This window comes from Streptomyces sp. NPDC033229, assembly GCF_055576875.1.
The window spans coordinates 181,333-203,808 of record NZ_JBVIQR010000002.1 but is presented as its reverse complement, the minus strand read 5'-3'; the positions used below and the strand labels follow the sequence as shown (position 1 = coordinate 203,808).

At 71.0% G+C, this 22,476-nt stretch carries 19 protein-coding genes; 13 read left to right on the top strand and 6 right to left on the bottom strand.

Annotated elements, in window-relative coordinates; genetic code table 11:
• Positions 1–842, bottom strand: an 842-nt coding sequence (locus tag ACZ53N_RS02825) for a 4-hydroxy-3-methylbut-2-enyl diphosphate reductase (RefSeq protein ID WP_469139176.1), incomplete at its 3' end; no start/stop codon positions are given.
• Between the two features lie 96 nt (positions 843–938).
• Here ACZ53N_RS02825 and ACZ53N_RS02820 point away from each other — a divergent pair.
• The 4 genes from ACZ53N_RS02820 to ACZ53N_RS02805 all read left to right on the top strand — a co-directional run bounded on the left by ACZ53N_RS02820 (position 939) and on the right by ACZ53N_RS02805 (position 4,645).
• Positions 939–2,291 (top strand): APC family permease, encoded by a 1,353-nt coding sequence (locus ACZ53N_RS02820; RefSeq protein WP_469139175.1) that lies wholly within the window; start codon positions 939–941, stop codon positions 2,289–2,291.
• Positions 2,292–2,416: 125 nt separating this feature from the next.
• Positions 2,417–3,652: an exodeoxyribonuclease VII large subunit gene (xseA, locus tag ACZ53N_RS02815; RefSeq protein WP_469139174.1), complete on the top strand. Its 1,236-nt coding sequence runs from the start codon at positions 2,417–2,419 to the stop codon at positions 3,650–3,652.
• Positions 3,653–3,702: 50 nt separating this feature from the next.
• Positions 3,703–3,969 carry an exodeoxyribonuclease VII small subunit gene (locus tag ACZ53N_RS02810; RefSeq protein WP_469139173.1) on the top strand — a complete coding sequence of 89 codons (267 nt, stop codon included), beginning with the start codon at positions 3,703–3,705 and terminating at the stop codon, positions 3,967–3,969.
• 85 nt (positions 3,970–4,054) lie between these two features.
• A complete protein-coding gene (locus ACZ53N_RS02805; protein ID WP_469139172.1) occupies positions 4,055–4,645 on the top strand; it encodes a malonic semialdehyde reductase in 591 nt (196 codons plus the stop codon).
• 72 nt (positions 4,646–4,717) lie between these two features.
• On the opposite strand, the gene ACZ53N_RS02800 is transcribed toward ACZ53N_RS02805, so the two are convergent.
• A complete protein-coding gene (locus ACZ53N_RS02800) occupies positions 4,718–5,287 on the bottom strand; it encodes a DUF4245 domain-containing protein (RefSeq protein ID WP_469139171.1) in 570 nt (189 codons plus the stop codon).
• Between the two features lie 287 nt (positions 5,288–5,574).
• Between ACZ53N_RS02800 and glpX the strand changes: the two genes are divergently transcribed.
• The gene (glpX, locus tag ACZ53N_RS02795; protein WP_469139170.1) at positions 5,575–6,606 is read left to right on the top strand and encodes a class II fructose-bisphosphatase; all 1,032 of its coding nucleotides are present in this window, start codon (positions 5,575–5,577) and stop codon (positions 6,604–6,606) included.
• Between the two features lie 79 nt (positions 6,607–6,685).
• Here the strand turns inward: glpX and ACZ53N_RS02790 are convergent, their stop codons facing one another.
• Together ACZ53N_RS02790 and ACZ53N_RS02785 are read right to left on the bottom strand one after the other, a co-directional pair.
• On the bottom strand, positions 6,686–7,042 hold the full coding sequence (locus ACZ53N_RS02790; RefSeq protein WP_130879671.1) for a WhiB family transcriptional regulator: 357 nt from the start codon (positions 7,040–7,042) through the stop codon (positions 6,686–6,688).
• Positions 7,043–7,280: 238 nt separating this feature from the next.
• Entirely contained in the window at positions 7,281–7,928 is a 648-nt protein-coding gene (locus ACZ53N_RS02785; RefSeq protein ID WP_469139169.1) for a DUF1707 SHOCT-like domain-containing protein, read from the bottom strand.
• 188 nt (positions 7,929–8,116) lie between these two features.
• Between ACZ53N_RS02785 and ACZ53N_RS02780 the strand changes: the two genes are divergently transcribed.
• Positions 8,117–9,787 (top strand): fumarate hydratase, encoded by a 1,671-nt coding sequence (locus ACZ53N_RS02780; RefSeq protein ID WP_469139168.1) that lies wholly within the window; start codon positions 8,117–8,119, stop codon positions 9,785–9,787.
• Between the two features lie 132 nt (positions 9,788–9,919).
• On the opposite strand, the gene ACZ53N_RS02775 is transcribed toward ACZ53N_RS02780, so the two are convergent.
• The gene (locus tag ACZ53N_RS02775; RefSeq protein ID WP_469139167.1) at positions 9,920–11,437 is read right to left on the bottom strand and encodes a ricin-type beta-trefoil lectin domain protein; all 1,518 of its coding nucleotides are present in this window, start codon (positions 11,435–11,437) and stop codon (positions 9,920–9,922) included.
• Positions 11,438–11,545: 108 nt separating this feature from the next.
• Between ACZ53N_RS02775 and ACZ53N_RS02770 the strand changes: the two genes are divergently transcribed.
• From ACZ53N_RS02770 to ACZ53N_RS02750, 5 genes are all read left to right on the top strand, one after another.
• A complete protein-coding gene (locus ACZ53N_RS02770; RefSeq protein ID WP_469139166.1) occupies positions 11,546–12,940 on the top strand; it encodes a class II fumarate hydratase in 1,395 nt (464 codons plus the stop codon).
• Positions 12,941–13,209: 269 nt separating this feature from the next.
• Positions 13,210–13,896 carry a cytidylyl-2-hydroxypropylphosphonate hydrolase gene (gene fomD / locus ACZ53N_RS02765; RefSeq protein WP_469139165.1) on the top strand — a complete coding sequence of 229 codons (687 nt, stop codon included), beginning with the start codon at positions 13,210–13,212 and terminating at the stop codon, positions 13,894–13,896.
• Between the two features lie 128 nt (positions 13,897–14,024).
• Positions 14,025–14,699, top strand: a complete 675-nt coding sequence (locus ACZ53N_RS02760; protein ID WP_469139164.1) for a class I SAM-dependent DNA methyltransferase — start codon at positions 14,025–14,027, stop codon at positions 14,697–14,699.
• 56 nt (positions 14,700–14,755) lie between these two features.
• Positions 14,756–16,906: a SpoIIE family protein phosphatase gene (locus ACZ53N_RS02755; RefSeq protein WP_469139163.1), complete on the top strand. Its 2,151-nt coding sequence runs from the start codon at positions 14,756–14,758 to the stop codon at positions 16,904–16,906.
• A gap of 133 nt (positions 16,907–17,039) precedes the next feature.
• Positions 17,040–18,503 (top strand): catalase, encoded by a 1,464-nt coding sequence (locus ACZ53N_RS02750; protein WP_469139162.1) that lies wholly within the window; start codon positions 17,040–17,042, stop codon positions 18,501–18,503.
• Positions 18,504–18,590: 87 nt separating this feature from the next.
• Here ACZ53N_RS02750 and ACZ53N_RS02745 read toward each other — a convergent pair whose 3' ends face one another.
• Positions 18,591–20,861 (bottom strand): transglycosylase domain-containing protein, encoded by a 2,271-nt coding sequence (locus ACZ53N_RS02745; protein WP_469139161.1) that lies wholly within the window; start codon positions 20,859–20,861, stop codon positions 18,591–18,593.
• 252 nt (positions 20,862–21,113) lie between these two features.
• Between ACZ53N_RS02745 and ACZ53N_RS02740 the strand changes: the two genes are divergently transcribed.
• Together ACZ53N_RS02740 and ACZ53N_RS02735 are read left to right on the top strand one after the other, a co-directional pair.
• Complete coding sequence (locus ACZ53N_RS02740) at positions 21,114–22,070, top strand: SPFH domain-containing protein (RefSeq protein ID WP_469139160.1); 957 nt, start codon at positions 21,114–21,116, stop codon at positions 22,068–22,070.
• Positions 22,067–22,309: a type II toxin-antitoxin system antitoxin gene (locus ACZ53N_RS02735; protein ID WP_469139159.1), complete on the top strand. Its 243-nt coding sequence runs from the start codon at positions 22,067–22,069 to the stop codon at positions 22,307–22,309. Before ACZ53N_RS02740 ends, ACZ53N_RS02735 begins: the two co-directional genes overlap by 4 nt.
• The last annotated feature ends 167 nt before the right edge of the window (positions 22,310–22,476 follow it).

Genomic DNA, 22,476 nt, shown 5'->3' with positions numbered 1-22,476 from the left:
GGGTTCTCAAAAACCAACACACAGGCAGCCACCCCGATCTTGCCCCCCCCCCCCCCCCCCCCTCCCTTCCCCCCCCCCCCCCCCCCCCCCGTTCTCCCCCCCCCCCCCCCCCCCCCGAGGGCGACCTCGACGAGACGGACGGAGTTGGAGGAGTTCTTGGAGCCGACGACGATCACGAGGTCGGCGTCCGCGCCCATCTGCTTGACCGCGGTCTGACGGTTCTGCGTGGCGTAGCAGATGTCGTCGCTGGGCGGGCTGATGAGCTGCGGGAACTTGGTCTTCAGCGCGTCGACGGTCTCCATCGTCTCGTCGACGGAGAGGGTGGTCTGGGAGAGCCAGACGACCTTGGACTCGTCGCGGACCTCCACGTTGGCGACGTCCTTGGGGCCGTCGACGAGCTGGATGTGGTCCGGGGCCTCGCCGCTGGTGCCGATGACCTCCTCGTGGCCCTCGTGGCCGATGAGGAGGATGTCGTAGTCCTCGTTGGCGAAGCGGACGGCTTCCTTGTGGACCTTGGTGACCAGCGGGCACGTGGCGTCGATCGTGGCCAGCTTGCCGCGGGCGGCCTCGTCGTGGACGACCGGCGCGACACCGTGCGCCGAGAAGATCACGATGTTGCCCTCGGGGACCTCGGCCGTCTCCTCGACGAAGATGGCGCCCTTCTTCTCGAGAGTCTTGACCACGTACTTGTTGTGGACGATCTCGTGGCGCACATAGACCGGCGCACCGTACTGCTCCAGAGCCTTCTCGACGGCGATCACGGCGCGGTCGACACCCGCGCAGTAGCCACGGGGGGCGGCGAGCAGGACCTTACGGGCGGGCGTAGCAGTCATGTCGTCCATCGTACGGGCCCGGCCCACCGGCGCGTCCCGGCCGGCCGGACCGGCGTGGTGGCCGAAGCTGGAGGAACGATCCGCCGCACCAGCGAGGGGGCCTCCATGTCCGCACCACCCGCCGGCGGCGACGGCACGCTCCGCCGGACGCTGTCCTTCCGGGACCTCGTCGTCTACGGCTTGCTCTTCATCGCCCCCATGGCGCCGGTCGGCGTCTTCGGCACCCTGGACGCGAAGTCGCACGGGGCCGTCGCGCTGGTCTATCTGGCGGCGACGGTCGCGATGGCCTTCACGGCGTTCTCGTACGCGCAGATGGTGCGGGTCGCCCCCCAGGCGGGGTCGGTGTTCACCTACGCGCGCCTGGGGCTCGGCGAGGGCGCCGGGTTCGTCGCCGGGTGGATGGCGATGCTGGACTATCTGCTGATCCCGGCGGTCGCGTATCTCTTCTCCGGCATCGCGATGCACGCGCTCGTGCCGAGCGTCCACCAGTGGGTGTGGACGGCGATCGCCGTGGTCGTGACGACCGCGCTGAACCTGGCGGGCGTACGGGCCGCGGCGCTGGTCGGCTTCCTGGTGCTGGCCATGGAGATCGTCGTGCTGCTGGTCTTCCTGGTCGCCGCGGTCGTCGCGCTGGCCCAGGACGGGGCGCGGCGGGGCTGGTTGTCACCGCTGACCGGTGAGGGCGGCTTCTCCACGACGGCCGTGCTGGGGGCGGTGTCCGTCGCGGTGCTCTCCTATCTGGGCTTCGACGCGATCGCCTCCTTCGCGGAGGAGGCGACGGGCGGTTCGGAACGGGTGGCCCGGGCGGTGCTGACGTGTCTGGTGGTGGCGGGCGTGCTGTTCGTCGCGCAGACGTACCTCGCCGCCCTGCTCGCGCCGATGTCACCGGCGGAGCTGGCGGCGAAGCCGGAGAACCAGGGGTCGGCGTTCTACGACACGGTCGACTCGGCGACGGGGACGTGGCTGCACGACCTGGTGGCCGTCAGCAAGGCGATCGGCGCGGCCTTCGCCGCGCTGGCGGGCCAGGCGGCGGCCGGCCGGCTGCTGTTCGCCATGGCCCGCCGGCGACGGCTGCCGAACCTTCTGGCGAAGGTGGACCGGGGGTCGGGCGTGCCGCGCCTGGCCCTGCTGGCCGCGGCGGCGGTGACGCTGGTGGCGGCGGTGTGGGCCGCCCGGCGGGACGACGGGTTGGACCGGCTGGTGTCGGTCGTGGACGTGGGCGCGCTGGTGGCCTTCGCGCTGCTGCACCTGTCGGTGATCGGCTGGTTCGCGGTCCGCAAGCGGGGCGGGGCGCCGCATCCGGTACGGCACGTGGTGCTGCCGCTGCTGGGACTGGTGGTGACGATCGCGGTCATCGTCGAGGCGGCGGCCACGGCCCGCTTCGTCGGTGCGGTGTGGCTGGCCGCCGGCTTGGGCGTGTTGGGCGCGCAGGCGCTGCGGCGTACGACACCGGAGTGAGGCCGTCTTGTGCGGCCTGTCGTGCCGACTGCGGGCCGTCCTGCCGCCTGCGGCGGCGGGCGCCCTGCGGGCACGTCCTCAAACGCCGGACGGGCTTGATGTGGCGACACCGCTACCCTCACCCCATGGCTCTCAACACGTCCCCCGAGGCCCCGATCCCCGTCGGTCAGGTGTCCCGGCTGATCGGCGGCTGGATCGACCGGCTGGGCGCCGTGTGGGTGGAGGGGCAGATCACCCAGCTGTCGAGGCGGCCCGGCGCGGGCGTCGTGTTTTTGACGCTGCGTGATCCCTCGCACGACATCTCCCTGTCCGTCACCTGCTACCGGTCCGTCTTCGACCAGGTCGCCGACGTCGTCTCCGAGGGCGCGCGCGTCGTCGTGCACGCCAAGCCCGAGTGGTACGCGCCGCGCGGCTCGCTGTCGCTGCGGGCGGCCGAGATCAAGCCGGTCGGGGTCGGGGAGCTGCTGGCGCGGCTGGAGCAGTTGAAGAAGTCCCTGGCGGCGGAGGGGCTGTTCGCCGCCGAACGCAAGCGGCCGCTGCCGTTCCTGCCGCAGCTCATCGGGCTGGTCTGCGGGCGGGCCTCCGCCGCCGAGCGCGATGTGCTGGAGAACGCCCGGCACCGCTGGCCCGCCGTGCGGTTCGAGGTGCGCAACGTCCCCGTGCAGGGCGTGCACGCCGTGCCGGGCGTCGTGGCGGCCATCGAGGAGCTGGACGCCGCGCCGGACGTGGACGTGATCATCGTGGCCCGCGGCGGCGGCAGCGTGGAGGACCTGCTGCCGTTCTCGGACGAGCAGCTCGTACGGACCGTGGCCGCGTGCCGTACGCCGCTGGTGTCGGCGATCGGCCACGAGCCGGACTCGCCGCTGCTCGATCTCGTCGCCGATCTGCGCGCGTCCACGCCCACCGACGCGGCGAAGCGGGTCGTGCCGGACGTGGGTGAGGAGCTGGCCCGGGTCGGGCAGCTGCGCGAGCGCGCGCTGCGCTGTGTCACCGCGCACCTGGACCGCGAGGAGCGCGGCCTCGCGGCGGCGCGGGCGCGGCCGTGCATGGAGCGGCCGCAGCGGATGGTGGACGAGCGGGAGCAGCAGGTCTCCGCGCTCGCGGAGAGGGGCCGGCGCACGCTCGGGCACCTGCTGGACCGGGCGGATTCCGAGCTGGCGCACACCCGGGCGCGCGTGGTCGCGCTGTCCCCGGCGGCGACCCTGCGGCGCGGCTACGCGGTGCTCCAGCACGCGGACGGCTCGGTGGTGCGCGCCGCGGGCGAGGTGACGCCGGAGGAGGAGCTGCGGGCCCGGGTCGCGGAGGGCGAGTTCACGGTGCGGGCCGTTGCCGCGCCCCCCACCGTCACCCCGCCCGCATAAGCGTTGCTGCCATGCCCCCGCCGTCACCCCGCCCGCATAGGCTGGGGCACATGGCGAAGACGGGTGCGATGGCCGAGAACGAAGGTGTCCAGGAGGTCGGGGACGACGCCCTGGGGTACGAGCAGGCGCGGGACGAGCTGATCGACGTCGTCCGCCGCCTGGAGGCCGGTGGTACGTCGCTGGAGGAGTCGCTGGCCCTGTGGGAGCGGGGCGAGGCGTTGGCGAAGGTGTGCCGCCGCTGGCTGGACGGCGCGCGGGCGCGGCTCGACGCGGCGCTGGCGGAGTCCGAGGGCGAGCAGTCCGCCGAGCAGGGCTGACCGCCCGGACCGACGGGATGTGAGACCGGTCACGGATCCCCACTTTTTAGTTGAAACTTCATACACCGTGCGTACAGTGGTACTCATGACTCTCGCACTCGACGCCGCCGCCCAGGACCTGCTCTTCCGGGCGGCCCACACGGCCAACACCTTCACCGACGAGCCGGTGTCCGACGAGCAGGTCCAGGCCATCTACGACCTGGTCAAGTACGCGCCGACCGCGTTCAACTCGACGCCGCTGCGCGTGGTGCTGGTCCGTTCCGAGGAGGCCCGCGAGCGCCTCGTGTCGCACATGGCCGAGGGCAACCGCCCCAAGACCCGCACCGCGCCGCTGGTCGCGATCCTCGCCACGGACAACGAGTTCCACGAGGAGCTGCCGCACCTGATGCCGCACTTCCCGCAGGCGAAGGACCTCTTCTTCTCCGAGCGCCCCGCCCGCGAGGGGTCCGCCGCGCTGAACGGCGCCCTCCAGGCCGGTTACTTCATCCTGGGCGTCCGCGCCGCCGGTCTGGCCGCGGGCCCGATGACCGGCTTCGACTTCGCCGGCGTCCAGAAGGAGTTCCTGGACGACGACCACACGCCGCTGATGGTGATCAACATCGGCAAGCCGGGCGCCGACGCCAGCCACCCCCGCTCGCCGCGCCTGGCCTACGACCAGGTCGTCACGACCGTCTGACCGTCTCCCCCCGACGGCAGACCCACGCCCGTCCGCCTCCCCCCAGGCGGACGGGCGTGACGGCCGTCGCGCTCAGTTCGAAGGCCCGGAGCCCGACGCACCGGCCTTCGGGGCCTTCTCGGCCTTGAGCGCGGCGGCCATCTCCATGAGCCGCTCGTGCGAGGCGGTGCCCGTGACCACGGTGGTCACCCCGCGCTCCTCGCGCACCAGGGCGTTGTACTTCTCGCCCTCGTAGCGCTGCCAGGTGGTGTTCCCCACCCGCTCCGCCTTGCCGGTCTTCTCGGCGCGCCGGCTGACCGTGTTGATGAAGCCGCGCGCCGGGCCGTCGCTCTGCTCGACCGCGACGTACTGCCGCTGCGGGTCGAGGAAGCCCAGGTGCCAGACCGAGCCGTCCTCGGTGCGCGCCTGGTACGAGACCGAGGTCGCGCGCCAGTCCTTGCCGAGCCCCTCGGGGGCGGCCACCGCGTACGGCGCCGCGCGCCGGGCCTGGTCGAGCTCCACGCGGTAACCGACCGTCTTGATGGGGTCGTGGTCCTCGTTGTGCGGGATGAAGAGATAACTGACTACCGCCACGGGGATGACCACCGCCATCGACAGCATCATGTTCCGGATGGTCTGCGTCTTACCGTTCCTACCTGCCACGCCCCCTATCGTCCCCCATGCCCCCGCCGATCTTGACGGCGGTGCCCGGCCGGGCGCGCGGCGACGGCCGGCCCGACGAGGGCAGACGAGGGCCGGCGGCATGGCGGATGCGTGTCGCGCGTCATCCGGCCATCGTTCGCAACCGCATCGCCACCTTGACGCCGCTCATGCGTGGGGCGCTCTGCTCACTCTCGCAATGAACCGATAAAGTCATCAGCACCCTCACCCTCCTGGCCCTTACGGGACAGAGGTCCCACGGCCGTCGCCGTACAGAAAGGTGCGTTCCGATGACCGATCATCACCTGCCGTCCCAGCTCGAGGTCAGCCCCGAGGCTCCCGACCGCAACCTCGCACTCGAGCTCGTCCGGGTCACCGAGGCGGGCGCCATGGCGTCGGGCCGCTGGGTGGGCCGCGGTGACAAGAACGGCGCCGACGGCGCCGCGGTCAAGGCCATGCGGGCCCTGATCGGCACCGTTTCCATGAACGGTGTCGTCGTCATCGGCGAGGGCGAGAAGGACAACGCCCCGATGCTCTACAACGGCGAGCGGGTCGGTGACGGGACCGGCGCCGAGTGCGACGTCGCCGTGGACCCGGTCGACGGCACGACGCTGACCGCCAAGGGCATGGCCAACGCTGTCTCCGTCATGGCCGTCGCCGACCGCGGCTCCATGTTCGACCCGTCCGCCGTGTTCTACATGGACAAGCTGGTCACGGGCCCCGAGGCGGCCGACTACGTCGACATCAACGCCCCCGTGGCGGTCAACATCCGTCGCGTCGCGAAGGCAAAGCACTCCTCGCCCGAGGACGTCACGGTCGTCGTTCTGGACCGCCCGCGTCACGACGGCATCGTCAAGGAGATCCGCGAGGCGGGCGCCCGCATCAAGTTCATCTCCGACGGCGACGTGGCCGGCGCGATCATGGCCGTCCGCGAGGGCACCGGCATCGACCTGCTGCTCGGTGTCGGCGGCACGCCCGAGGGCATCATCGCGGCCTGTGCGATCAAGTGCCTCGGCGGCACGATCCAGGCCAAGCTGTGGCCCAAGGACGACGAGGAGCGTCAGCGGGCGCTCGACGCGGGCCACGACCTCGACAAGGTCCTGCACACCAACGACCTCGTCAGCGGTGAGAACGTGTTCTTCGTCGCCACCGGCATCACCGACGGCGAGCTGCTGCGCGGCGTGCGCTACCGCGCGGAGACCGCCACCACGCAGTCGCTGGTCATGCGCTCCAAGTCCGGCACGATCCGGCAGATCGACTCCACGCACCGGCTGTCCAAGCTGCGCGCGTACAGCACCGTCGACTTCGAGCGCCCCAGCTGATCACGGCGGGCCGACACCCCGCGCACAACGGGCCGGGCCCCGCCGCTTCCGGCGGGGCCCGGCCCGTGTGTGTCCGCGCTCAGCCCGCGGCGGCGACCCGCGCGGAACGCTGGAGCTCCGCGTCCCGCCGCCGGCGCCTCGCGAGCACGACCCTGCGCTCGGCCGCGGTCAGTCCGCCCCACACCCCATAAGGCTCGGGCTGGAGCAGCGCGTGCTCCCGGCAGGCGACCATCACCGGGCAGCGGGCGCAGACGCGTTTCGCGGCCTCTTCCCGTGACAGGCGCGCGGCCGTGGGTTCCTTGGATGGTGCGAAGAACAATCCGGCTTCATCCCGGCGGCACACCGCCTCCGAATGCCAGGGGCCGGCCTGATCCCGAGCGGCGATCCGCTGAGACGGTACGGCGGCTTCCTGCCGGGGCTGATGCGGTAGCAGCACGGTCTACTCCTGACGACGGCTTTGCTGGGCCGATTGAGTCACCTTTGCCCGTCTCACTGCGCACGACCATTCGCACCCGCAGCCGTACGAGAGACGATGCACCAAGCTTTACCCGCTGTGCGCGCTCTTATTCACACCGTTGTCATGACCGGAACGCGATAAGCCGCGTAGCGCCCCCGCCGGTGCCCCTCGGCCCCCGGATCAGCCCCGCGATCAGCCCGGCGTTCAGGGCGTGCGATCAGCCGCGCGCGAGGAGGTTCCTGACCCGCTTGCCGCGGTGCGCCCTGGCCTCCACCGCGCCGAAGAGGGCGAAGCCGGTGATCAGCACGACCGGGGCGTCGGGCTCGTCGGCCTCGTGGGTCCGGACGTCGAAACCGCCGAAGACGCCGGTGCCGGCGGAGCGCACCGAGACGTTCTCCGGGACCTTGATGTCGACGCCGCCGAAGACCGCGGTGGCGTTGATCACGATCTCCCGCTGGGTGAAGACCGCCTCGGACAGGTCGATCTCCACCTCGCCGAACAGCGCGAACGCGTTCGTCCGCGGCCCGACCCGCCAGCGGCCCTTGCGTGCCGCGCCACCGAAGACGGCGACGAGGTTCTCGGCGGCGTCCGACGCGACGGGGTAGGGGTACGGGAGCGGGCCGCCCGGCGCGGGACGCCGCACCTTGGGCAGGTCGCGTACCAGCGGCTCCAGCTCGGCGTGGGTCTTCGCCCGGTACACGGCGCCGATCCGCTCGGCGTGCTCCTCCGCGGTGAGCCGCCCCTCCGCCAGCGCCTCGCGCAGGATGTCCGCGGTCCGGTCGCGGTCCGCGTCGGAGGCGCGCAGCGCGGGGGCGGGCTCCGCGCCCTTGGTCAGTGACACCGGCTTTTCGGCAGACTCGTCCACGGCCGCCACCCTAGCCAAACGCGATAGATCGCGACAGGGGCGTACCGTGGCGCGTCCGCTCCGTGTCCGCGCGGCGCACCGCGAAGTGAGCCTTACCTCACCAACCGGTCACCGGCGGCGCGTCCTAGGCTGGAGGGCGCTGTCGAGGATGCCAGCCACCGTTGCCTGCCCAGTGAGGAATCGCCGCAATGTCTGCCCAGTCTGAGTTCGCCTATACGGATCTCCTGCCCCTGGGCGAGGACGACACGCCGTACCGTCTGGTGACCGCCGAGGGCGTGAGCACCTTCGAGGCCGACGGCCGTACGTTCCTCAAGGTCGAGCCGGAGGCGCTGCGGAAACTGGCCGCCGAGGCGATGCACGACATCTCGCACTATCTGCGCCCGGCGCACCTGGCGCAGCTGCGCCGGATCCTCGACGACCCCGAGGCGTCCCCGAACGACAAGTTCGTCGCGCTCGACCTGCTGAAGAACGCGAACATCGCGGCCGCGGGCGTGCTGCCGATGTGCCAGGACACCGGCACCGCGATCGTCATGGGCAAGCGCGGCCAGAACGTGCTGACCGAGGGCGGTGACGAGAAGGCCCTCTCGCACGGCATCTTCGACGCCTACACCAAGCTGAACCTGCGGTACTCGCAGATGGCCCCGCTGACCATGTGGGACGAGAAGAACACCGGCTCGAACCTGCCCGCGCAGATCGAGCTGTACGCGACCGACGGCGGTGCGTACAAGTTCCTCTTCATGGCCAAGGGTGGCGGCTCGGCCAACAAGTCCTTCCTCTACCAGGAGACGAAGGCGGTCCTCAACGAGTCCTCCATGATGAAGTTCCTGGAGGAGAAGATCCGCTCGCTGGGCACCGCCGCGTGCCCGCCGTACCACCTGGCGATCGTCGTCGGCGGCACGTCCGCGGAGTTCGCGCTCAAGACCGCGAAGTACGCCTCCGCGCACTACCTCGACGAGCTGCCCGCCGAGGGCTCCCCCACCGGTCACGGCTTCCGTGACAAGGAGCTGGAGGAGAAGGTCTTCGAGCTGACGCAGAAGATCGGCATCGGCGCCCAGTTCGGCGGCAAGTACTTCTGCCACGACGTCCGCGTGGTCCGGCTGCCGCGCCACGGCGCCTCGCTGCCCGTCGCCATCGCCGTCTCCTGCTCGGCCGACCGTCAGGCGGTCGCGAAGATCACCGCCGAGGGCGTCTTCCTGGAGCAGCTGGAGACCGACCCGGCGCGCTTCCTGCCCGACACCACGGACGAGCACCTGGACGAGGCCGGTGAGGTCGTGAAGATCGACCTGACCCGCCCGATGGACGAGATCCTCGCCGAGCTGACGAAGTACCCGGTCAAGACCCGGCTCTCGCTGACCGGCCCGCTGGTCGTGGCGCGCGACATCGCACACGCGAAGATCAAGGAGCGGCTGGACGCGGGCGAGGAGATGCCGCAGTACCTGAAGGACCACCCGGTCTACTACGCGGGCCCGGCCAAGACCCCCGAGGGCTACGCGTCCGGCTCCTTCGGCCCGACCACGGCCGGCCGCATGGACAGCTATGTCGACCAGTTCCAGGCGGCGGGCGGCTCCAAGGTCATGCTCGCCAAGGGCAACCGCTCCAAGCAGGTCACCGACGCGTGCGACGCGCACGGCGGCTTCTACCTCGGCTCGATCGGCGGCCCGGCGGCGCGCCTGGCGCAGGACTGCATCAAGAAGGTCGAGGTCCTGGAGTACCAGGAGCTCGGCATGGAGGCGGTCTGGAAGATCGAGGTCGAGGACTTCCCGGCGTTCATCGTCGTGGACGACAAGGGCAACGACTTCTTCGTCGACCCGGCCCCGACGACGCCGACGTTCACGGCGATTCCGGTGCGGCAGCGCTAGCCCCGCGGGGCTGGGGGCCCAACCCCCTTTGTCCTCAAACGCCGGACGGGCTGGATGTCAGCCTGTCCGGCGTTTGAGGACGCAAGCACAGCCGGCCCGTCCGGCGTTTGAGGACAGGAAACGGTGAAAGGGCTACGCGAAGCGCTGGTTCGCCGAGCCGTCACACTTCTGCAGCCGCAGCGCGTCCTTCGCCGACCCCAGTGTCAGGCACAGATCCTGCGCGGCCACCGGCCGGAACCCCGCATCCGACCGTACGAACTGCTGGTTTCCACCACCGTGGCAGTTCCACAGCGCCACCGCCGTGCCCGCGCGATACGCGCCCCCCGGCACATCCACGCACCGGTCGTGCGTCAGCGCGGAGTGCAGTGACTTCTGCCCCGCGTCGTACCACCACTCCTGGTTGCGGCTGCCGCCGCACGGCCAGCCGCCCACCTGTGTGCCGTTGGCGCTCGCCGCGCCGTAGGCGTCCACGCACGCGCCCGTCGCCGCGTTCTTCAGTGGCCGGTATGCGTCGTCCCAGCCGCCCGGGTACAGCGCGGGCGTCCCCGTGCTCGCCGGGTCCGCGCAGCCCGCCTCCCGGTAACCCGACCGGTAGAGCTGGGTGAGGCAGGACGCGAAGGCGCCGTGGCCGCGCACGTTGGGGTGGAAGGACTGCCGTACGGAGTTCGCGTTCGGCGGGAAGGGGTTGGCGAGGTCGACGTAGAGGCCGCGCGCCCAGGTGTCCTCCATGCACACCTCGTGGCCGTGGAAGAGGCGGGAGTTGTCGAGGTAGAGCGCGCCGGTGTCCTTGGCGACGCGCCGCATGCCGCGCTCGAAGGCGGGCACGGCGGTGTTGCGGCCCCAGGCGGAGTCGGAGGTGTAGCCGACGCAGCCGCCGGGGAGCTTGCCGGGGAAGTTCGGGTTGTCCTCGATGTCGGGGCCGATGGGGCTCGGGTAGCCCATGACGACGAGCTTGTAGTCGCCGTCGGCGTAGCCCGCGTCCTTCATGACGGTCCGCAGGTCCCGCACGGTCTGTTCGACCTTGGGCACGAGGGCGTCGACGCGGGACTGCCAGGTGGGGGCGTACTTCGGCTCGCAGGGGCCCTGGAGGGTCAGATAGCGGGTGACGCAGTCGGTGATGACGGGCCCGAACTGCAGGTCGTCGTTGGCTCCGGCGACCAGCAGCACCATCTTCACGCGCGTGTTGCGGGCCTTGACCGCGAGGTTGTCGCTCTGGACCAGCTCGTCCGCGTACTGCTTGCTGCCGCCGATCCGGATGTTGCCGGTGTAGGCGCCGGAGCAGGCGACGTTGTAGGTGACGTCGGCGGGGATCGCCGTGCGGTGGATGGCGGCGTCGGGCGAGCGGTGGCACCAGTTGTCGGGGCCGTTGGTGCCGGGCTCGTAGGTGCCGACGCCCTCGCCGGAGATCTCGCTGTCGCCCAGCGAGACGAGTGACGTCTTGCGCTCGGCGAGCGGCCGTTCGGCGGCGCTGCCGTAGAGCTTCGTGGCCTCGGCGGCGCGGACCTTCTCGAGCTCTGGCGCGAGGGGGGTCGAGGCGGTGGTGCGGGGGTCCGCGTGCGCGGTGGGCCCGGTCGCGGCCACCCCGCCGAGCGCCGCGGCGAACGCGGCGACGGCGGCGAGGGTACAGCGCAGGGTGGGTCTGCGTGTCATGAAGCCTCCCCGGTTTCAGTTGTTACTCGCGGTATTTACTAGTCGGTAAGTGCTTTTGGGAACACTGTGAACGAGACAAACGCTTTGTTTGTCAGGAGGTAAGCAACGATGACCGACAGTGATCAGTACCGGATCGAGCACGACTCCATGGGAGAGGTCCGGGTCCCCGCACACGCCAAGTGGCGAGCCCAGACCCAGCGGGCGGTGGAGAACTTCCCCCTGAGCGGACAGCGGCTGGAGCGCTCGCACATCGAGGCGCTGGCCCGGATCAAGGCCGCCGCGGCCAAGGTCAACGCCGAGTTGGGCGTCATCGACAAGGACGTCGCGGAGGCCGTCGAGGCGGCCGCCGCCGAGGTCACGGAGGGCCGCTGGGACGACCACTTCCCCGTCGACGTCTTCCAGACCGGCTCGGGCACGTCGTCCAACATGAACACCAACGAGGTCATCGCCACCCTCGCCACCGAGCGACTCGGCCGTGAGGTGCACCCCAACGACCACGTCAACGCGTCGCAGTCGTCCAACGACGTGTTCCCCTCCAGCATCCACATCGCGGCGACGGCGGCCGTCACCGGCGACCTCGTACCGGCGCTCGACCACCTCGCCGCGGCGTTGGAGCGCAAGTCCGCGGAGTTCGCGGAGGTCGTCAAGTCGGGCCGCACCCACCTGATGGACGCCACCCCTGTGACGCTTGGTCAGGAGTTCGGCGGTTACGCCGCCCAGGTGCGCTACGGCGTCGAGCGGCTGCGCTCCTCGCTGCCGCGGCTGGCCGAACTGCCCCTCGGCGGCACAGCCGTCGGCACCGGTATCAACACCCCGCCCGGCTTCTCCGCCGCCGTCATCGCCGAAGTGGCCCGCACCACCGGTCTGCCGCTGACCGAGGCCCGGGACCACTTCGAGGCACAGGGAGCCCGCGACGGTCTGGTGGAGACCAGCGGCCAGCTGCGCACCATCGCCGTCGGCCTCACCAAAATCGCCAACGACCTGCGCTGGATGGCCTCCGGTCCGCGCACCGGCCTCGCCGAGATCAACCTCCCCGACCTCCAGCCGGGCTCCTCGATCATGCCGGGCAAGGTCAACCCGGTGATTCCCGAGGCCGTCCTCATGGTGGCAGCCCAGGTGGTGGGCAACGACGCGACCGTGGCCACCGCGGGTGCCGCGGGGAACTTCGAGCTCAATGTGATGCTGCCGGTCATGGCGAAGAACCTCCTGGAGTCCGTGCGGCTGCTCGCGAACGCCTCCCGGCTGCTCGCCGACCGCACGATCGACGGCATCACCGCCAACGTCGAGCGGGCCCGGCTCTACGCCGAGTCCTCCCCGTCCGTGGTCACCCCCCTGAACCGCTACATCGGCTACGAGGAAGCGGCCAAGGTGGCCAAGAAATCGCTGGCCGAGCGGAAGACCATCCGGGAGGTCGTCCTGGAGTCCGGCTACGTCGACCGCGGACTGCTGACGAGGGAACAGCTCGATGAGGCGCTCGACGTGCTGCGCATGACCCGCCCCTAGGGTGTGTCCGACGGGTCTACGGCTGCGGGCCGTCGTTGCCGCCTCTCGCCTGACCGGCGGACCTTCGACTGCCGAGCGCTGTGCCGCCTACGGCGGCGGGCGCCCTGCGGGCGCGTCCTCAAGCGCCGGACGGGCTGGTTGTGGCTGACAGGCCCTAGCCCTCACCTGCCACGATGCCCCCGCGCCAGGCGTCAACCCGGACGCTTGGACCGGACCTTTTGCGGCGCACATCACGGCGCATCGGTGGGCCGGGCACCTAAGATCTGCGCATGACAGCGGACACGGTGGAAACGACGGGCACGGCAGGCAGCGCCCCCTGGGCGCCGGGGGACCACATCCTCTGGCGCTATCGGGGCAATGCCACCCACAGCGTCCACATCTGCCGTCCGGTGACCGTCGTCCAGGACACCGAGGATCTGCTCGCCGTCTGGATGGCCCCCGGCACCGACTGCGTCAAGCCGCTGCTCGCCGACGGCACCCCCGTGCACCGGGAGCCGCTGGCCACCCGATACACCAAGCCGCGCACCACCACCACGTCCCGCTGGTTCGGCACCGGCGTCCTCAAGCTCGCCCGGCCGGGCGAGGCCTGGTCGGTCTGGCTCTTCTGGGATCCCGGCTGGCAGTTCAAGAACTGGTACGTGAACCTCGAGGAGCCCCTCGCCCGGTGGGCCGGCGGAGTCGATTCCGAGGACCATTTCCTGGACATCGCCGTCTACCCGGACCGCAGTTGGGAATGGAAGGACGAGGACGAGTTCGCGCAGGCACAGCGCGCGGGCCTGATGTCCGCCACCCAGGCCGAGCGGGTACGGGCGGCCGGACGGGCGGCGGTCGAGCGGATCGAGAGCTGGGGCGCGCCGTTCGCCGCCGGCTGGGAGGGCTGGCGGCCCGACCCGGCGTGGACGGTGCCCACCCTCCCGGACGACTGGGACCGCACCCCGGCGCGTCTGGGCGCGTGAACCGCTTGATGTCTCCCCGTGGGACAACCGTAGGATCGGCCTCCGCGATACTGCACAGCAGCACGGCACGATCAGAGCACGGCATGTGACACCTGGTCACAGACAACAGTCGCAGAAAGGGCGGAGCCGTGAGCGGTGACGACGAGCGGGACTACGACGGTTACGCCCGGTTAGGGCTGGACCGCAGCGGACAGGCCGAGGCGTTCGACAACATCGGCGTCCGCTACGACGACGCCTTCCCGCACAAGGAGGGCCAGCTCGAGGCCGGCGCCTGGCTGGCGGCCGCGCTGCCGCCCGGCTCCCGGATCCTCGACCTCGGCTGCGGCACGGGCCTGCCGACCGCCCGCCAGCTCACCGACGCCGGCCACCACGTCGTCGGCGTCGACCTCTCGCCCGGCATGCTCAAACTCGCCCGAGACAACGTCCCCGGCGCCGACTTCCGGCTCGGCGATCTGGCCGATCTGCGCGACGGACGGCTCGGCACCTTCGACGGCATCGCCGCCTTCTTCGCCCTGCTGATGCTGCCGCGCCCCGAAATCCCGCACGCGCTGCGGATGCTGTACGGAATGCTGAGGCCCGGGGGGCTGCTGGCGCTCTCGATGGTGGAAGCGGACGTGGACGACTTCGCGATTCCGTTCCTGGGCAACACGATCCGGGTATCCGGTTACCTGCGGGACGAATTGCGCCAGGTCGTGCGCGAGGCGGGTTTCGAGATCACCGGGGAGAGCTCGCCGGCGTACGCCCCCGCGAGTACGGACGTACCACCCGAGATCCAGCTCTTCCTCAATCTGCGACGCGCCTGATCCACGGTGCGCCCCCTGCGAGGGGGCGTACGGCCCCGACGGATGGAACCCCACACGTGACGGAGCATCCCAACTCCCACGGAAGACAGCGGACCGCGCAGGTCCGGCAGTCCGCTGTCCCCGCCCCGGAACCGGGCCGCGCCCGGGCGGTCGCGGACGAGCCGGAGGGCACGCGCCGCGCGGAGTCCCCCGCGCTCGACCGGCTCCCCGGCCACGACGGCCCCGAGCCGGCCCCGCCGCGCCCGGCGCGCGAGCCCGGCGCGGCGGCATCGGCCCCGCGCGCCAGAGCGCGCGGTGAGGCGCACCCCGAGCCGGGTGCGCCCCGCCCGGCCGTTCCCCGCCCCGGCGGCCCGGAGGCGGCCCGTCAGACCGCCGCACAGGGCGGCACGGACCGGGGCACCGCCGTGCCCGGCCCCGTCGGCCCCGCCGGCCCGGAAAGACCGGCTTCCGGCGGCGCGGACGGGGACGGCAGCACCGGCAAGGGCCCCGCCGGGACGACCGGCGGGGAGCGGCTGCGGTTCGTGGGCGCCGCCACCCGGCGGATCGCCCGCGGCATCGACCTGGACGAGATCGTGCTGGGGCTGTGCCGGGCGACCGTGCCGACCTTCGCGGACGCCATCCTGGTCTATCTGCGCGACCCGCTGCCGGTCGGCGACGAGCGGCCCGTCGGGCCCGTCGTGCTGCGGCTGCGCCGCACCGACCAACTGCCCGAGCACGTGCGCGGCCCGGAGGACCCGGACGCCCCGCAGGAGCGGGCCGAGCCCGTCCCCGACCTCGCGGGCGGCGCGGCCGAGCGCTGCGAGGTACGCATAGGCGGGCCGCTCGCGGAGGTGCTGCGAGGGGTCAGGCCCGTATTCGGCGACTCCCCCGCCGCCCGGGCGGCGCTCCCCGAGCTGCTGGGCGACGAGCAGGACGTCCCCGACCGGCAGCGCACGATCCTCGCTCCGCTGCGCGGCCGTCGCCGCGTGATCGGCGCGGCGGTGTTCATACGCCGGGCGGACCGGGCCGCCTTCGAGGGCGACGATCTGCTGGTCGCGGCCCAGTTGGCGACCCACACCGCCCTCGGGGTGGACAAGGCCGTGCTCTACGGCCGCGAGGTCTACATCGCGGACGAGCTCCAGCGCACGATGCTCCCCGACTCCCTCCCCCAGCCGACCGGGGTCCGGCTCGCCAGCCGCTATCTCCCGGCCGCCGAGACCGCCCGCGTCGGCGGTGACTGGTACGACGCGATCCCCCTCCCCGGCAACCGGGTGGCGCTCGTCGTCGGTGACGTCATGGGGCATTCCATGACCTCCGCGGCGATCATGGGCCAGCTGCGCACCACCGCGCAGACCCTCGCGGGGCTGGACCTGCCGCCGGCCGAGGTGCTGCACCACCTCGACGAGCAGGCGCAGCGCCTGGGCAGCGACCGCATGGCCACCTGCCTCTACGCGGTGTACGACCCGGTCGCCCACCGCATCGTCATCGCCAACGCCGGCCATCCGCCGCCCATCCTGCTGCACCGCGGCGGCCGGGCCGAGGTGCTGCGCGTCCCGCCGGGCGCGCCGATCGGCGTCGGAGGGGTGGACTTCGAGGCCGTGGAGCTGGACGCGCCGGCCGGGGCGACGCTGCTGCTGTACACGGACGGCCTGGTGGAGTCCCGGATCCGGGACGTGTGGACGGGCATAGAGCAGTTGCGCGAGCGGCTGATCGACACGGCCCGGCTGACGGGTCCGAACCCGCCGCCGCTGGAGCCGCTGTGCGACGAGGTCCTCGGCATGCTCGGCCCCGGTGACCGGGACGACGACATCGCGCTGCTCGCGGCCCGCTTCGAGGGCATCGCGCCGAGCGATGTGGCGTACTGGTTCCTCGACCCGCGCCCGCAGACCGCCGGCCAGGCCCGGCGGCTGGCGCGGCGGGCGCTGACCCGCTGGGGGCTGGAGGAGCTGACCGACAGCGTGGAGCTGCTGGTCAGCGAGGTGGTCACCAATGCCGTGCGGTACGCGGAGCGGCCGGTGACCCTGCGGCTGCTCCGCACGGACGTGCTGCGCTGCGAGGTCGGTGACGATGTGCCGCAACTGCCGCGGCTGCGGCAGGCCCGGCCCTCGGACGAGGGCGGCCGGGGGCTGTATCTGGTGAACAAGCTGGCCCGCCGGTGGGGGGCCACCCGGCTGAGCACGGGCAAGGTGGTGTGGTTCGAGCTGGCGCTGCCCGGCCATGCGCGCTGAGCCGACGGCCGTGGAGTTCTGGACAGTGTCCAGACTCCTGTTGCCGACAGGTCGTCGGCGGGGTTGACTGCTGAGGTGGAGGGCGGAACGACGCCCTCACCATCTGGCATCGCCCCGCGATGGGAGGCGTCGCATGACCGACTCCGCGCAACAGGTCCCGTACACCACCAACAACGCCGGCATCCCGGTGGAGAGCGACGAGCATTCGCTCACCGTCAGCCCGGACGGCCCCATCCTGCTGCAGGACCACTACCTGATCGAGAAGATGGCCCAGTTCAACCGCGAACGGGTCCCCGAGCGGGTGGTGCACGCCAAGGGCGGCGGCGCCTACGGCGTCTTCGAAGTCACCAATGACGTGAGCCAGTTCACGAAGGCCGATCTGTTCCAGCCCGGCAAGCGGTGCGAGATGCTGGCCCGCTTCTCGACCGTGGCGGGCGAGCAGGGCAGCCCCGACACCTGGCGGGACCCGCGCGGCTTCGCGCTGAAGTTCTACACCGAGCACGGCAACTACGACCTGGTCGGCAACAACACGCCCGTCTTCTTCGTCCGCGACCCGCAGAAGTTCCAGGACTTCATCCGCAGCCAGAAGCGCCACCCGCAGACCGGGCTCCGCAGCAATGACATGCAGTGGGACTTCTGGACGCTGTCGCCGGAGTCCGCGCACATGGTCACCTGGCTGATGGGCGACCGCGGCATCCCGAAGACCTGGCGCCATATGAACGGCTACAGCTCGCACACCTACATGTGGGTGAACGCGGGCGGTGAGAAGTTCTGGGTCAAGTACCACATCAAGACCGACCAGGGCATCGACTTCCTCACCCAGGCCGAGGCGGACGAGCTGGCGGGCTCGGACGCCGACAAGCACCGGCGCGATCTGTTCGAGGCCATCGACGGCGGCAACGCCCCGTCCTGGACGATGCACGTCCAGGTCATGCCCTTCGAGGACGCTCCGGACTACCGCTTCAACCCCTTCGACCTGACCAAGGTGTGGCCGCACGGCGACTACCCCCTGATCGAGGTCGGCCGGATGACGCTCAACAAGAACCCCGAGGATTACTTCGTCCACATCGAGCAGGCCGCGTTCGAGCCCTCCAACCTCGTCCCCGGCATCGGCCCGTCCCCGGACAAGATGCTGCTCGGCAGGCTCTTCTCCTACCCCGACACCCACCGCTACCGCATCGGCCCGAACTACGCCCAGCTCCCGCCCAACCGGCCGCACTCGCCGCTCGGCTCGTACGCGAAGGACGGCCCGATGCGCTACGAGCCGGCCCGTACGGGAGCGGTGTACGCCCCGAACTCTTACGGCGGCCCGGCCGCCGACACCGCGCGCTTCGGTGAGCCGGCGGGCTGGGAGACGGCGGGCGAGATGGTCCGCGAGGCGTACCGGCTGCGGCGTGACGACGACGACTGGGGCCAGCCGGGCACGATGGTCCGCCAGGTCCTCGACGACGCCGCGCGCGCCCGGCTGGTCTCCAACGTCTCCGGGCATCTGCGCCAGGGCGTGAGCAGGCCCGTACTGGACCGGGCGCTGCAGTACTGGCGCAACATCGACAAGAACGTCGGCGACCGGATCGCCACCGAGGTCAACGGCGGCTGAGTCCCCCTGGCCCTGGAGACACCACCGGCCGCCGACCTCGTGAAGAGGTCGGCGGCCGGTGGTGTGTTCTGGCTGCGGAGGGCCGGATCAGGGCTTGACGCCGTCCGTCTCCGTGCCGCCGTTGGGGCGGGTGCCGCCGCCGCTGGGCGTCGACGTCGGGGGAGTCGTCGGGGGCTTCGGCGGCGTCGGGGTGATCTTCGTCGGGTTCGGCGTCGGCTTGCCCGTGGTGCCGCCGGTCTTCGTCGGGCCCGGCGTGGGCTTCCCCGTGGCGCCGCCGCTCTTCGTCGGCGTCGGGGTCGGGGTCGCGCCCTTGGTGGGCGTCGCCGCGGGAGCCGTGGCCGGCGCCTGGACCGACCCGGCACTGATGTCGGTGTCGAGGTCGAACTCGTCGTCGCCCTCGCCCCCGAGCGCGGCCGCCGTGTAGGCCGACCAGATCTGGGCCGGGTACTTGCCACCGTTGACGCGACCGCCACCGCCGGTGCCCTGCAGGGTCACCTGCTTACCGCCGGGGCCCTCACCGAAGAGGCCGACGGTGGTGACGAGGCTCGGGGTGTAGCCCGCGAACCAGGCCGACTTGTTGTCGTCGGAGGTACCGGTCTTGCCCGCCACCGGGTAGTTGGCGCTGGCCACCACGGTCGCCGTACCGTCGTTGACCACGCCCCGCAGGACGCGGGTGACGCCGTCGGCGGTGTTGCGGGAGACGGCCTGGTCGCCGACCGCGCTGTCGCGCTTGAGCTCCACACCGTTCTGGGACGCGGACTTCAGGATGGTCGGGGTGACCCTCTTGCCGTGGTTGTCCAGGGTGGCGTAGACCGCGGCCATGTCGAGCGGGCTCGCGCCCATGGAGCCCAGCGACATCGCGGGGGCCTCCACGAAACCGGGCTGCTTGCCGTTCATGCCCAGGTCGACGGCGGTCTGCTTGACCTTGTCGAGCTTGACGTCGACGGCCATCTGCGCGAACACGGAGTTGACCGAGTCGTTCATCGCCTTCTGCACGGTGACGGCCTTCTCGGAGTACCCGTCCTCGTTCTCCGGGGCGAAGTGCACGTCGCTGCCCACGACCGGCCGCTCACTGGTGCCGTCGTAGATGGTGCTCGGCGTGATCGGCTCGTTGTCCTGCGTCCTGGACTTGTTCTGCAACGCTGACGCGAGAATGATCGGCTTGAAGGTCGACGCCGGCTGGAAGTCCTCGCGGGTGGCGTTGTTGGTGTAGTGCTTGAGGTAGTCCGGACCGCCGTACAGCGCCTGGACGCGACCGTTCTTCGGGTCCACCGACACGGCGCCGACCTGGACGTTCTTGTCCACCTCGCGGCTCTTGGTGTCCAGGTCGTCGAGCAGTTGCTCCTTGACCGCCTTCTCCAGCGCCGCCTGCTTCTTCGGGTCGATGCTGAGCGTGACGGTCCAGCCGCCGGCGGCGAAGTCGCTCTCCTTGCGGCCCTGCTTCTCCAGGGCCTTGATGACCTCGCGCTTGGCCGCGTCGATGAAGTAGCCGTTCTGGCCCGACAGACCCGGGGCCGCCTTCGGGGCCTTCGGGTCCTTGAAGGACATGCCCTGCCGCTGGTCCTTCTTCAGCCAGTCCTTCTCGACCATTTTGTCGAGGACGTAGTTCCAGCGCCGCTTGGCGTTCTCCTTGCCGGCGTCGGTGGCCGCCGGTCCGAAGTCGTACTGGCTCGGGGCCTGGAGCAGCGCGGCCAGGTAGGCGCCTTCCTCGGTGGAGAGGCTGCCGACGTCCTTCTGGTAGTACGCACGGGAGGCGGCCTGGATGCCGTAGGCGCCACGCCCGTAGTAGCTCGTGTTCAGGTAGCCCTCGAGGATCTCCTCCTTCGAGGTCTCCTTCTGCACCTTGAGCGAGATGATCAGTTCCTTGACCTTGCGGGTCACGGTCTGCCGCTGGTCGAGGTAGTAGTTCTTCACGTACTGCTGGGTGATGGTCGAACCACCCTGCTTGCCCCGGCCCATGACGGTGTTGAAGATGCCTCGGGCGGTGCCCTTCACATCCACACCGGGGTCGGTCCAGAAGTTCTTGTTCTCGGCGGCGACCACGGCGTGCTGCACATGCTCGGGGATCTTCGCGAGCGGAACTTCCTCGCGGTTGACCTCGCCGATACGGGCCAGCACCTTGCCGTTGCTGTCCTTGTAGACGTTGCTCTGCAGCTTGGCCGCGCCGTTGCCGTCCTTCGGCACGTCGACGTAGAAGTAGAGCGCCAGGAAGGCGCCCATCCCCAGCCCGATGACCGCCACGAAGTAGGCAAGCAGCATCTTCCATGTGAAGAACCGGCGTATGCCGGTCTTCTTGGGCTTCTTGCCCTTTGCATTGCGGGTGCTGTCCTGCGCCCGTCGCGCTTCCGCTCGGCCCATCTCTCCCGTAGCTCCAGTCTGTCCGCCCCCAACCCAGCTCACGAAGCTAACACCGCAACTGGCACCAAACGCCCATCGATCACGGCTTCGACACACGTGACATACAGCACCCCGGATGGCGGGAACCCGGGCACGGTGTAGTGCGGGAAACCGTACAGGGCGCTAAAGTGATATCACTTTGCTAGACAGCGTTAGCCGCGCGTCGAGCCGGCCTGGGCCGTGCGCGCGCCATCAGATACGGGGGACCCACCCATGTCCGACACCATCGGCATCGCCGAGACCGCCCCACCCGAGACGGCGCCCGCCATGGTCAAACCGCTCGTGCGGGAGACCCCGGCACACGACATAGGCGGCGGCCTCGCCCTGCTGCTCGGCCTGGTGGGGCTGCTCACCGGGGCGGGCGCGGTGGCCTTCGGCGTCGTCCTCGGCAACAACGGCAAGTCGGGCCTGTGCGCCGCGTTCGTCGCGCTCGGCATCCTCATCGGCCTCGGCGCGATCATCGCGATGAGCGGGCTGAACACGATCTCCCCCGGTGAGACCCGTGTCGTCCAGCTCTTCGGCCGCTACCGCGGCACGATCCGCAACGAGGGCCTGCGCTGGGTCAACCCCTTCACCAGCCGCGAGTCGGTCTCCATCCGGGTCCGCAACCACGAGACGCCGGTACTGAAGGTCAACGACGCGTACGGCAACCCGATCGAGCTGGCGGCCGTGATCGTGTGGCGGGTCGAGGACACCGCCCAGGCGAAGTTCGCGGTCGAGGACTTCCAGGAGTTCGTCGCCACCCAGACCGAGGCGGCCGTGCGGCACATCGCCATCGAGTACCCCTATGACGCGCACGAGGAGGGCGGCCTCTCGCTCCGCGGGAACGCCGAGGAGATCACCGACATGCTCGCGTTGGAGCTGCACGCCCGCGTCGAGACCGCCGGTGTCCACATCATCGAGTCGCGCTTCACGCATCTGGCCTACGCTCCGGAGATCGCTTCCGCGATGCTCCAGCGCCAGCAGGCGGGCGCGGTCGTCGCCGCCCGCAAGCTGATCGTGGAAGGCGCCGTCGGCATGGTCGAGCAGGCGCTGGAGCGCATCAGCGAGCAGGGCATCGTGGAGTTGGACGAGGAGCGGAAGGCGGCCATGGTGAGCAATCTGATGGTGGTGCTGTGCGGTGACCGGGCCGCCCAGCCCGTCCTCAACACCGGCACTCTTTACCAGTGACGGACGACGTACCGCCGAAGGGCCGGCCGCGGCAGCGCAAGCAGGTGCTGCTGCGGCTGGATCCCTTGGTCCACGACGCGCTGGCGCGCTGGGCGGGCGAGGAACTGCGCAGCGCCAACGCGCAGATCGAGTTCCTGCTGCGCAAGGCGCTCGGCGACGCGGGGCGGCTGCCGAGGGACACCGGCGCGATGCCCCGCCGGGGCCGGCCACCGAAGTCCGACCGGCCGCCGGATCTGTAGGCCGTGCGGGCTGCGCCCTGCGGGCGCGTCCTCAATCTCCTCCAGCTACCGCTGGGAGGTGCCCCCGGACGGGCTGGTTGTTGCTGGGCTTGGCTGAAACAACCCCCCCCGCTCTTTTGGTGAACACCCCCACCACACGTTGTGGCGCCACCCCGCCCCAGACCCCC